At 34.7% G+C, this 12,070-nt stretch carries 13 protein-coding genes; 8 read left to right on the plus strand and 5 right to left on the minus strand.

All coding sequences use genetic code 11. The features are described 5' to 3' along the window. The first annotated feature begins 213 nt into the window (after positions 1–213). The 4 genes from ABWU73_RS07290 to ABWU73_RS07305 all read left to right on the plus strand — a co-directional run bounded on the left by ABWU73_RS07290 (position 214) and on the right by ABWU73_RS07305 (position 4,850). Positions 214–693: an OmpA family protein gene (locus ABWU73_RS07290; protein ID WP_010081889.1), complete on the plus strand. Its 480-nt coding sequence runs from the start codon at positions 214–216 to the stop codon at positions 691–693. Positions 694–877: 184 nt separating this feature from the next. Continuing rightward, positions 878–2,173: a tRNA lysidine(34) synthetase TilS gene (tilS, locus tag ABWU73_RS07295; RefSeq protein WP_208571594.1), complete on the plus strand. Its 1,296-nt coding sequence runs from the start codon at positions 878–880 to the stop codon at positions 2,171–2,173. 12 nt (positions 2,174–2,185) lie between these two features. Next, the gene (gene ftsH / locus ABWU73_RS07300; RefSeq protein ID WP_209473305.1) at positions 2,186–4,027 is read left to right on the plus strand and encodes an ATP-dependent zinc metalloprotease FtsH; all 1,842 of its coding nucleotides are present in this window, start codon (positions 2,186–2,188) and stop codon (positions 4,025–4,027) included. 154 nt (positions 4,028–4,181) lie between these two features. After that, on the plus strand, positions 4,182–4,850 hold the full coding sequence (locus ABWU73_RS07305; protein ID WP_010081999.1) for a hypothetical protein: 669 nt from the start codon (positions 4,182–4,184) through the stop codon (positions 4,848–4,850). Here the strand turns inward: ABWU73_RS07305 and tmk are convergent. After that, complete coding sequence (gene tmk / locus ABWU73_RS07310) at positions 4,843–5,433, minus strand: dTMP kinase (protein ID WP_010081998.1); 591 nt, start codon at positions 5,431–5,433, stop codon at positions 4,843–4,845. The genes ABWU73_RS07305 and tmk overlap by 8 nt on opposite strands. Before the next feature lie 108 nt (positions 5,434–5,541). On the opposite strand from tmk, the gene ABWU73_RS07315 reads away from it, so the two are divergent. Both ABWU73_RS07315 and ABWU73_RS07320 read left to right on the plus strand, forming a co-directional pair. Then, on the plus strand, positions 5,542–6,114 hold the full coding sequence (locus tag ABWU73_RS07315; RefSeq protein ID WP_010081997.1) for a thioredoxin family protein: 573 nt from the start codon (positions 5,542–5,544) through the stop codon (positions 6,112–6,114). Positions 6,115–6,119: 5 nt separating this feature from the next. Next, positions 6,120–7,838 carry a monovalent cation:proton antiporter-2 (CPA2) family protein gene (locus ABWU73_RS07320; RefSeq protein WP_010963130.1) on the plus strand — a complete coding sequence of 573 codons (1,719 nt, stop codon included), beginning with the start codon at positions 6,120–6,122 and terminating at the stop codon, positions 7,836–7,838. Between the two features lie 30 nt (positions 7,839–7,868). Here the strand turns inward: ABWU73_RS07320 and ABWU73_RS07325 are convergent, their stop codons facing one another. From ABWU73_RS07325 to ABWU73_RS07340, 4 genes are read right to left on the minus strand one after another with little or no spacing between them, the layout of a single operon-like run. Further along, positions 7,869–8,486 carry an SURF1 family protein gene (locus ABWU73_RS07325; protein WP_264329594.1) on the minus strand — a complete coding sequence of 206 codons (618 nt, stop codon included), beginning with the start codon at positions 8,484–8,486 and terminating at the stop codon, positions 7,869–7,871. A 1-nt stretch (position 8,487) separates the two neighbouring features. Then, positions 8,488–8,964 (minus strand): bacterioferritin, encoded by a 477-nt coding sequence (bfr, locus tag ABWU73_RS07330; protein ID WP_007549093.1) that lies wholly within the window; start codon positions 8,962–8,964, stop codon positions 8,488–8,490. A 59-nt stretch (positions 8,965–9,023) separates the two neighbouring features. Then, positions 9,024–9,518 (minus strand): RDD family protein, encoded by a 495-nt coding sequence (locus tag ABWU73_RS07335; protein WP_264329593.1) that lies wholly within the window; start codon positions 9,516–9,518, stop codon positions 9,024–9,026. Next, the gene (locus tag ABWU73_RS07340) at positions 9,518–10,156 is read right to left on the minus strand and encodes an HAD family hydrolase (RefSeq protein ID WP_264329592.1); all 639 of its coding nucleotides are present in this window, start codon (positions 10,154–10,156) and stop codon (positions 9,518–9,520) included. The genes ABWU73_RS07335 and ABWU73_RS07340 overlap by 1 nt, the downstream gene beginning before the upstream one ends. A 167-nt stretch (positions 10,157–10,323) precedes the next feature. On the opposite strand from ABWU73_RS07340, the gene ABWU73_RS07345 reads away from it, so the two are divergent. After that, the gene (locus tag ABWU73_RS07345; protein WP_265017821.1) at positions 10,324–11,085 is read left to right on the plus strand and encodes a hypothetical protein; all 762 of its coding nucleotides are present in this window, start codon (positions 10,324–10,326) and stop codon (positions 11,083–11,085) included. 87 nt (positions 11,086–11,172) lie between these two features. Next, positions 11,173–11,316 (plus strand): hypothetical protein, encoded by a 144-nt coding sequence (locus tag ABWU73_RS07350; RefSeq protein ID WP_153801319.1) that lies wholly within the window; start codon positions 11,173–11,175, stop codon positions 11,314–11,316. Positions 11,317–12,070: the final 754 nt, after the last annotated feature.

The raw sequence follows: 12,070 nt of genomic DNA on the forward strand, positions 1-12,070 counted from the left end.
AGTATATTTGCTTAAAGTACAATAAAAAATTGTACTTTTTATTCTTTTATTGGATTTTTCTATTCAGAGTCCAGCATATTATAGGAAAATTAATTGTAAGGTTGTAGAAAAAGTATTTAGTATTTTATTTCTCTTGACTATATTACAATATGGAGAGATATTAGCTACTGAAATTAAAGTTACGCACTATTTAAAATTTATGGAGGTTTAGTAATGTGGAGTAGACTGGTTATAATGTGCTGTTTTTGTTTATTACTTACTGGTGTAAGTTCTTGCCCAAAAAAAGGAGCAAATACAACAAATAAAATAAATTCTGTTGTTAAGCAGATAGGTGATAAAAGAGTTTTCTTTGGTTATGATGAATCTAGTATTGCTGAAGTAAGTGCAGATGCATTACTTGACGTAATGGAGGTGTTACAAGATAACCCTGACGCGAAGGTTACTTTAACTGGTCACACTGACAACCGTGGTTCTCATGAATATAATCTTGCGCTAGGCGCTAGAAGGGCTGATGCAGCTAAAAAATTTATGGTTAGTTGTACACCCTACATAGAAAACAGAATAAAAACTGCTTCTAAAGGTGAAACTGAGCCTTTGGTTAATGTAAAAGATGATTCTAGAAATTCTAAATATGAAAAAGAGCATGCTAAAAATCGTAGAGTGGAATTTTCATTTTCTGGAATAAAGAAATAGTTTCTTGCATTAAAACCTGGATCCCAGTGTCAAACACTGGGATGACATAAAGAAAGGGCACTGGGGTAGACAAAAAAGGACAAACTTGTCATATTTCGTTGCTTGTTAGCGGGATCTATATATACCACAAATAAGTCGCGGTATGACGTAAGAGATCTGACCTGTCTGGCCATCAAGAGACATAATGGAATTAGAGTTATTATTTCAAAATGTGGTTAATAGTTTTGCTTTCTATAACAATCAAGTTGCAGTTGCAGTATCAGGTGGTGTAGATAGTATAGTCTTACTGCACTTAATGACTAACTGGGCAAAAAAAAACAAGCTTTCACTTCCTATAGCATTAACAGTAAATCATGGATTACGTCCAGAGTCTCAAAAAGAAGCTGATTTTGTTGTAAGTTATGCAAAGGAACTTGGAGCAAAGGAATCGTTCATATTAAATTGGGAGAAGCAAAATATTAAAGGCAATATTCAGTTACAGGCACGAAAAGCACGGTATAAGTTACTAGCAGAGTGGTGTAAAAATAATAATGTTAAATATTTACTTGTTGCTCATCACAAAGATGATCAAGCAGAAACGTTCTTGTTAAGATTAGAGCGAGGTAGTGGCGTAGATGGATTATCATCAATGGACTACAAGTCTTTCCTAAATGGTATTTATATATTTAGGCCATTGTTAAATTTTAGTCGTAGTGAAATAGAAAAGTACGCTAAGCTTCATCGGTTAAAATGGATCGAAGATAGAAGCAATCATGACTTAAAATACAGACGAACTTTATACCGTAACTTACTTAAAGCAAGTGATAATCAAGAGATTTTAACAGAGCGAATATGCCTCACAGCCCTTCATATGAAAAGAGCTGCAAAAGCGTTGATGCACTACACACGCCTTGCGTTTAATGACTGCGTTAATGTGCATGATCTTGGTTATATTGAAATTAAACTAAGTGAATTTTATCAATTGCCAGAGGAAATAGCCTTGAGGCTTCTTCTTTACTCTATAATGGCAATTGCCAGTAAACATTATAAACCAAGGTACAGCAGCCTCATTGCAATATTTAATAGAATATTGCAAAAGGATAGTAATGTTAACTGTACACTTTCTGGGTGTAAAATAAGAAAGTATGGAGAAAATATCTTAATAATTAGAGAATCGTCAAGGATACAAGAAATTACCGTAAACCTACCTTTAAATGAACCTACCCAATGGGATAACAGATTTAGCTGCACAATACTCGGAAATCAAGGGTGTTCAGTTATCATCGCTCCATTAAAAAAAACACAAAAAGTTCCTGAATTTCTGAAGGATTACAACTGCTGCCCTGAAGTTTTCTACTCTTTGCCTACAGTACAAAAAGATAGCAAGGTGCTTGCTTATCCTGATGTAAATTATAACGGAAAAAATACCAATGACGATAAGGTTCAATGCATTATTAATAGCACGATAAAACAAAATTTGGTAAGCTTGATTAGTATTTAGTTAGAAATAGAAATGAAAAAATTTTTAGAAGGCTTATTGATCTGGTTAGTAATTATTGTTCTTATTTCAGTTGCTTATATTCAATTCAGCGGAAATGTAGGTAAAAGTAAAACAATTATACCTTTTTCGGAATTTTTAACTAGACTAGAAGACAATGATGTAGAAAATATTGTCATAAAAAACCAGAGCATTGAAGGCAAGTTCAGGGACGGTTCAAGTTTCAATTCAAGCGGTGTCATATATAGCGACCTAATAAAAAATTTACATGATAGAAAAGTGAGATTCTCCTTTTCAACTGGAGATTCTGCCATGAACGTAATTGGTGGATTACTTATCTCATGGGTCCCAACATTTATCTTTATTGGCTTTTTGCTATTCTTTCTTAAACAAACACAAGCGGGAGGCAACAGAACTATAAGCTTTGGCAAGTCAAGGGCTAGACTCATGACTAGTGGAAAAAAAGTAACATTTGATGATGTTGCTGGAATTGATGAAGCAAAAGAAGAGCTAGTAGAGATCGTTGATTTCCTTAAACAAAGGCAAAAATTTCAAATATTAGGTGGAAAAATACCAAAAGGGTGCCTTTTAATTGGCTCTCCTGGAACTGGTAAAACTTTACTTGCTCGTGCAATTGCAGGAGAAGCTAATGTGCCATTCTTTAGCATTTCTGGATCTGATTTTGTTGAAATGTTTGTTGGTGTTGGTGCGAGCCGTGTTCGTGATATGTTTGATCAAGGCAAGAAAAATGCTCCTTGTATAATTTTTATAGATGAGATAGATGCGGTGGGTAGACATCGTGGCATTGGTCTTGGTGGCGGCAATGATGAAAGAGAACAAACATTAAATCAGTTATTAGTTGAGATGGATGGCTTTGAGTCTAATGAAGGTGTAATAATAATTGCTGCGACTAACCGTCCGGATGTCTTAGATCCAGCACTGCTTAGACCTGGTCGTTTTGACCGACAGATTACTATTTCTTTACCCGATATAAATGGGCGTGAAAAGATATTAAATACTCATATAAAGAAAATATCAATAGCACCAGATGTAAACGTGAAAACAGTTGCAAGAGGAACACCAGGTTTTTCAGGGGCTGATCTAGCAAATTTGGTGAATGAATCTGCACTTATCGCTGCAAGAAGAAACAAGAAAATTGTTACCATGGATGATTTTGAATATGCACGTGATAAAGTAATGATGGGCGTAGAAAGACGATCCCTAATTATGACAGAAGAGGAAAAGAGACTGACTGCATACCATGAAGCTGGTCATGCGATAATTGCGGTTAATATGCCTGCTTCTGATCCTATACACAAGGCAACAATCATTCCAAGAGGTATGGCCTTAGGTTTAGTTATGAGACTACCGGAAACAGATAGAGTGTCCCACACAAGAGAAAAGCTGATAGCAGATATAACTGTTGCCATGGGTGGCAGGGCAGCAGAAGAGTTAATTTTTGGCTACGATAAAGTTACAAGTGGCGCGTCTTCTGATATACGACAAGCATCTAACATAGCACGTGCTATGGTAAAAAAATGTGGAATGAATGATGAGATAGGGCTAGTGTATCACAATCGTGAGCAGCAAGATCCACAACATCCTCATATGACATCTGAAGATACGCTAAAGCTCATAGATGAAGAAGTGAAAAAAATCATATCTTCTTGCTATGAAAAAGCAAAAGACATTTTGACCAAGCATAAGAAAGGCTTAGAGCTTATTGCTGAAAATCTACTGGAGTTTGAAACTTTAACAGGAGATGAAATAAAGGATATACTAAACGGAAAAAAAATTGTTAGAGAAGAAAATGAGAAGAATGAGAAAGTAAAAAAATCCTCTCTCTATGAGAGTTGACCTCATCTTAAAAATGCTAATCAGCTAACGCTGCAATAAAACATTCAGAATTGTAACTGTCAATATAAATTGTATTAAAATATTCATAATATTGCATTTTCATCACAATAATGCTATCATTCAGTTAGTATTAATGTTTAATGAGGTGTGAGTAATGATTGATATAGCTTCTATTGGTGTAAGTACAGTTATTGATCAGAATTATAGAAGAAAAGCACAATTATGTTTATCAGGATTATTTGTAACTGTGTCAATAGCAACTGTTACCTGGTTTATTTTCCCTGCGTCACAAAATGTATTAGCTCCGTTTTTACTTCCGGCTATGTTCTTGCTCTTCACTTTATCGATGGGTTATTACATGTTCATATTTAGTTGTGAAGAAAAATCTTTGGTAAAGAATGTTCTTGGTATGGTTGAACCGGCTGAATCGGTAAAGAGAGTGCATTGCCAAGAAAATATTAAGTCCTTATTAGCAGAAGTGAGAAGTACTACGAAAGATAGGTTTCGTAACGTGCTTGTTAATCTTTGTTTTGAAGATCGTAGTAAAGCACACAAACTTGCATTATATGTGAAAGAAATTGACGATATTGTGTCTTCAATAAAAAATAAAGACCTCTTAGACCATTTTGATCAATTTTTTACTATTACTGAAGTAAGCAATAAAAAAAATAGAAGTGAATTAATGAACCTCGCAAGGGCATATAAGATGATAAGTGAAGAAGATCCAGACAAAATACAGGATTTTTTAGCTACTCAAACAAAAAGTTATTCATATGAAATAATGTTACCTGAAATTGATAATTTTCTATCACAAGCTAGGTGATTTTATCAATAATTTCATTGTGTACGTGATTATCATTTTTTGTTTCAATTCCAGTGATAACACTGCACCTAACGGGCTCTTTTATGGCTATTTCCTGAAATCCTTTTCTGACCTTATTGTAAAAATTAACATCCATTTCTTCATATTTATTCTTGTCTTTTGCTCTATTTAACCCAACTTTAACATCAATATCTAGAATGAATGTAATATCTGGATATTTAATTTCCACTAGCTTATGTAAGTCCCTTATTAGCCCTAAGTCAACTCCAAACCCATATCCTTGATATGCAATAGTTGAATCAATAAACCGATCACAAATCACTATTTTTCCTTCTGCAAGAGCTGGTAATATTAATTTTTTCATATGTTCGCGCCTCATCGAGATAAGTAGCAAGAGTTCAGAAATAGAATCAATATTATTCGTTAACAATACTCCTCTTACCTTCTCTGCAAAGTTAGTGCCACCTGGTTCTCGAGTCAATACCACATTATTTTCGCCGCGAATTTGCTTAAAATGATTTGCAAGTAGCTTAGATTGTGTTGTTTTACCAGAGCCGTCTATTCCTTCGAAAGTTATGAACATAAGTTTTATAATTATAATACTAAAAAAGAATATGCAAACAGTATACATAGAAACCGTTTGACATTTAAATAATAAGACCGTAAATTACATGTGGTATAATAATAGTCTATGGTTGCTCTGAATACTCCTAAAGTCGATTTTAGTTTTACTGCAAAAGATTTTAATCTTTTGGGAGTAGACAATAAATATTATGCATTAAGTGACTGTTGTGGAAAAAATGGTCTTATTATAATGTTTATATGCAATCACTGTCCTTACGTTCAGTCAATTATTAGCAATCTGGTAAGCGATGTTGATCAATTGAAAAAAGATTATCAGGTAAACACCATTGCAATAATGCCAAATGATGTAAATGAATATCCAGAAGATTCCTTTGAAAATATGATTAATTTTGCCAAGGAAAATAAGTTTATATTTCCATATTTAATTGATAGTACACAGAAAATAGCTAAAGAATACGGGGCTGTTTGCACTCCTGACTTTTTCGGCTTTAATTCCAATTTAAACCTTTGCTATCGTGGACGTTTTAACGACACAAAAAAAGAAAAGGTTCAAAGCTATGAAGTAGGAAGTAGTGACTTATTTCAAGCTATGAAATTTATTGCAGAAACTGGTAATTCTCCAATTGACCAAAAATCAAGTATTGGCTGCTCAATTAAATGGTCTAATTCTACAGGTTAAATATCATGCACAGTGGCTCTCAGCATTTGTTTGATATTATAATTTTGCTTTCTGCTGCTGTGTTTATAGTCATAGCATTTTGGAAAATGAATATTAGTCCAGTGCTTGGTTACTTCGTTGCAGGTGCAGTTATTGGTTCTCACGGATTTAATCTGATACACTCAGCTGAAGCAATGGATAATCTTGCAGAATTTGGTGTAGTTTTTCTATTATTCATTATAGGCCTTGAATTGACATTTGAACGCCTGATCGCTATGCGTATTCATGTATTTGGGTTCGGTTCTCTTCAAGTTATAGTTACCATGGTAGCAATATGGTGCATCGCTCTTGCTTTCGGAGTGAATACGAATATAGCAACAGTTATTGGTGGTGGGCTTGCGCTATCCTCAACAGCAATAGTGTTGCAGGTTCTGCAAGAAAAAGGTTCTCAAGCAAGTCAGGTTGGTAGGTTGTCGATAGCAGTGCTATTAATGCAAGATTTTGCAGTGGTACCATTAATAGTATTGGTACCTTTACTTACTGGCAATTCTGAGCACAGCCTGATAAGCTCATTGGCAGGTTCATTGGTGCAAGCAGCTATTGCATTAGTGCTGATATTTATAACTGGTAGATTATTGCTTAGACCTTTATTTTCGGTTATTGCTAAAATGGAAAGTAATGAGATCTTTATATCAACAACGCTTTTAATAGTATTAGGAGCAGCATTTATTACTGAGCAATTCCATTTATCGTTAGCATTAGGTGCATTTGTTGCTGGATTGTTAGTTGCAGAAACAGAATATAGACACTCAGTAGAACACGCAGTATTGCCATTTAAAGATTTGTTTCTTGGCTTATTTTTCATGACTGTTGGTATGTCCATCAATACCGAACTTTTACTCAATAAGTTACCACTAATTACTTTATTATCGATTATCCTTATCGTTTTAAAAACATCTATCATATATATATTGTGTAGATTTTTTGGGTTTAAGAGTGCACCTGCTATACAAGCTGGGTTACTGCTTTCACAAGGCGGTGAATTTGCATTTATTTTATTTCGCTTAGCAGATGAGCTAAATGTGCTACCAAGTGAAATCGCTCAAGTACTTATGATGGTAACTACAGTAACCATGGCTTTCACTCCTCTTTTATCGGGGCTTGGAGATTGGATAGCAAACTCATTTAGCACTGAGAAAACAATATTAGATGATGAAGCTGTTGAAACAGATACACAAGATCTTTATAACCATGTGATAGTTGCTGGATTTGGTAGAGTGGGATATATGGTAACAAAAATGCTTACGGCAGAGCATTTAAGTTACGTTGTTGTAGATATTCAATCGAAAATAGTCAAAGAAGGAAAAAGTGATAGTTTTCCTATATATCTTGGAGATGTTACAAGATGTGAAATTTTAAAATCGGTAGGAATAGAAAGAGCTCAAGCTCTCGTTATTTCAATAAAGAATGAAGTTACTATAAAAAAAGTTGTTTCTTTAGTTGCAGCAAATTTTCCGCATGTAAATATTGTAATACGCTTACCAGATCTGAGTAATGTGGAGGTTTATAGAGATCTAGGAGCTAGTAAAATTATTCCTGAAACATCTGAGATAGGATTGCAGCTAGGTGGAGCTGCACTGAGCCTTAGTGGTATTAGCGAAAGTGGAGTTACGTCTTTAAAAAGTAGATTCAGAAAAGGCAATTACAGTATGTTAAAAGACCTTGGTAGTGATAAAGATGAATAACTACTTCTCTAATTTTATGTACAGAAAGCTTCAAGCTTTATTGAGGTTTTGCCTATAGTAAATTACGCACATAATCAACCAAATTAAGGAAAGTGCAAACCAAGTGATTGCATATTCCAAATGCTTCATTGGCTGTATAGCTACTTTGCTGCCAAAATTGTTCGGCCACAATACACACTTCTCTAGCTTAATACCTAACTCATTGGAAATTTCTTCTGTACTCAGGGTAAACCATGTATTCGAAGTAGTATCGTTCTTGATAAACCAATTTTTGCTTTTACTGCTATTGCAATATAAAACTCCACCTGCAGCTACTTTTTCAATTTTTGCTCTTTCCTCTTTTTTTTCTTTAACTATTCCTTTGTTCACTAGCATATAATTTCCAGTAGTAAGTAGCATAGGAGATAACACATGATATCCATATTGCCCTGCAAAAACATATAGTTCTATGTCACTTAGAATCCCATCGATCTTGACATGCCTATAGTTAAATTTTTCAAGGTCGTTATTGGGCAATAGATGAACAACTGGAAGACTCATATTTTTGATAATATTATTCTTCCAGTTCAATCTGAATACTTGCCATAATCCTAATAAAAAAAGGAGCAAGCAAGGTACAATTAAAATAAATACTATTTTTTTTAACACTCTATATTTGTGTTCTTAAATAGTTTTCAACACCCATTAGTTCAATAAGGTCAATCTGTTTCTCAATCCAATGGAAGTGCTCTTCTTCATTTTTTAACATCTCTTCTAATAACATTACACTAACAAAATCTTTTTCTTTCTCAGCGATAGAAATCGTTTCTTTGATATCCTTAATACCTTTTCCCTCTAATTTCAAATTAGCTTCTAAGATTTTCCGTATTGTGTCTTTTGTAAACTTTCCATCATGCTTTGATATTTCGTTTGTATCCTGAAAATTTGGAACTCCTTTAAATAACAAAATTCTTTCTGCCAACTTGTTTGCATGTTCAAGTTCTTCGTTAAGCTCATTTTTTACCTTTTCTGCAAGTCTATTAATTCCATTATTTTTGAGAATCGCAAAATGCAAAAGATACTGGCGTACAGAAGTCAGCTCATTGGTCAATAATTTATTCAAATGTTTTACTATCTCTTCATTCATAATCTTCCCTTAGTTCAATTCATCAGCATAATTTATATGATAACGATAGTTATAGCAACTCATTTAATAGTTCCTTTGATAACAACCGTATTAAATAGCATGTCGTGGTATGTCTGTTTCTTTTTAGAAAAACAAGCAACTAGATACCAGCAGAGAGTGAGTAGCACTATAATTACTTTCAATGCACTCAAGACATTCATTAATACTTCCTGATCTTGCAAAAATTCAGTAAGGATAACTGCTACACTGTTTAACAAAGGAAGAAAAAACTGGGAAGTGCTTCTGTCAAACGCTAAATTCAAGTCTATTTTAGAATTATCTAAATTGATAGTATATATATTCAGTAACTGTTGGCCGGGAGTTGCTTGGGCCTTTGAAGATATAAAATATGTGAAGTAACTACAATTTACACACATGTATGATAGATGTAAGATCAACGGAGAATCCTCTAATAGCAGTATAATTAATAAAGTTGGAATTAATAAAATTGCTACATCTATTAAATATGCGCAAAAGCGCCTTTGTATACTGGCAATCTCTGTAACAGCGGTCATTACCTATCTTTCAAATATTTTATTATGAAATCTGTAAGTTTATCAAAATGCTGAAAACATAACAAATCTTCGTATCCACTTATTGATTGGCCATATATAATAGGTAAACAATTGGCATTTTGTGCACACAAAATATCCGTGATGCTATCACCAACAAAAAACACATTTTCTCTATTTATAGGCAATGCACTCTCTTCTAGTGCAAATAGCAGTGGAGTTGCGGAGGGTTTATCTTCTGCAGTATCGCATGACCCAACCACTCTTTCAAAGTAGGAATCTAGTTTAAAATAGGCAACTTCTTTACGTAAATTAGTATTTTTCTTATTACTTACTATTGCTAGATAAATATTGTGGCTTTTCAGTGTCTGCAACATTTTCTCTACTCCTTGATTCAGAGCGATGTTTTGCAATAGCGCATCATCTAAATATTGTTGATATATCTGATTTGCTTTTTTCCACTGATCGCCAAACAAATTGACCATATAGCTCTTTCTCGATTCGTGGGAATTTCTATCAGCAGCTTTATTACTATACCCCATTGAGTTTATGGTATGCTTAATAGCATTAAAAATATTATCTTGAGTGTCAACTAAGGTATTATCCCAATCGAATACTACTGCTAATGAGCTATCTTTCATCTCTTATATAATTATACATTTTAACTTAATAAGTAAATAGCATTTTAATGAAAAAGATATAAATAGGACGCCCTTGATAAACACTCTTTACCACAAGTTATGTTAACTGTTTTTTATATAATTAGCTAATATACTGGTTATATGATATGTTTTAATAGGTAATAGGTATGGCCCAGACATCTCAAGAAAGTGTTGAAAAAAAGTTTAAAGACGTCTTTGAACGTTCTCCAGGTGCTTTTCCAGAAGGTACCTCATTAGAAGAGAAGGTTAATTATATCGCAAAAGGAACAGAGGCTCTAAAAGCTGTGAAAAATAAGGAGCTTGAGAACAAAATGGAGAATATTGCAAAGTTAAACAAAGAACTTGAAAAACGACAAAAACAGAACGACGAAGAAATAGATAAACTTAGACGATCAACACAGGAGTTAAGGAAAGAGTTTGGTACAAGTAAAAGAAGTAGATTAGGTGTAATACCGCAAGAAGTTAGGCAAGGCACGCAAACTACTGAAGCTTCTGTGCAAACAGCATCAGAGCACGATTCACAAACCGTTAATCCCTCAGTGAGCAAGAGTTCTGTAAAAGAGAAGCTCAACACTGAGCTGGACAAAAAAGATAATACACCTCAACCACAAGAAAATCAAAAAGAAGAAGGATTTTTGAGTCTTCTGAAGCGCTTTGTTAAGAAAATATTAGAAAAACTTTTAGGTGAAGGTGAAAAGGATGTAGAGAATGCTCGTGGCATGAAAGAAGATGCTCAAAGAGATACGTCAAATAACGAAGAGCAACAAAAGAGTAAGCAGCTTGATGAAATTTTAAAGGACAAAAGTGTAAGCGAGGGTTTGAAGCAGGCAACAAAGCTTGAGAACCCGGCAATAACGCCTGTTAATACTCCTAAAGTGAATGAAGTAAACACGGGTCGTGAAAGGTGATCCGTTTTCAAGCTTCATTATACCGCCACGAACCGTCATACCGCGATTTATTCGCGGTATCTCTAGATCCCGCTAACACGTAGCGGGATGACGGTTGTCAGGCTAGCTGTCATCCAAGTAGCTCGACTACTTGGATCCAGGAAAAAGAATGGTGTCATGAAAGTAGCTGACACTGATTCCTTTATGATGGTGTCATCCCAGTGCCCAGACACTGGGATCCAGGAAACTTAATTGCAAGTAATGCATTGGATTTGGTGAGTATGGGTTTTGCGTTATAGAATGAAGCACTTTTGGTGAATTTATAAAGAAAGCTGGATCCCAGTGTCAAGCACTGGGATGACAAGGTATAAACCTTATCGTCATGCCCGTCATACCGCGATTCATTCGCAGTATCCCTTCGCGGTATCTCTAGATCCCGCTAACACGTAGCGGGATGACGGTTGTCACTCCAGCGCCCCTATGATGTCATCCGAGTAGCCGACACTGGTTTCCATCCAAGACGGTGTCATTCCAGTGCTTGACACTGGAATCCAGACTTTAATTGTTATACTTGTAAATAATCTGGTGAAAATAAACGTTCATCTCAAAATGCAGTATTTTTGTTGAAATAGCTCAACTGGATCCCAGTGTCTGGGCACTGGGATGACACCATAGGAGGCTACTTGGATGACAAAAAAAGGAGCACTGGAATGACACCTCTCTTGGGCTCTTTTAGCTACAAACATTAAGAAATTTACCAAATGGAAAAAAAGGCAAAAGAAGCCCTGGGGTTATTATCCGCTTTAAAATATTGGCGTTTTTTATGTTTTAAACGCTTGACAAGCGAAATTCAGCTGCTTTTAATTGCAACTAACCTACGCTGCAAATGTTTAAGAAATTTACTAAGCAGAAAAAAAGACAAAGAATCCCCGAGTTAGCTAGTCTTTTACTATCTCTGTCGAGTATTGGCATTTTTTGATGTCTTGTAACGCTTTATAAGCGCGTT

Source organism: Wolbachia endosymbiont (group A) of Andrena helvola, from assembly GCF_964028415.1.
Lineage (GTDB): Bacteria > Pseudomonadota > Alphaproteobacteria > Rickettsiales > Anaplasmataceae > Wolbachia > Wolbachia pipientis.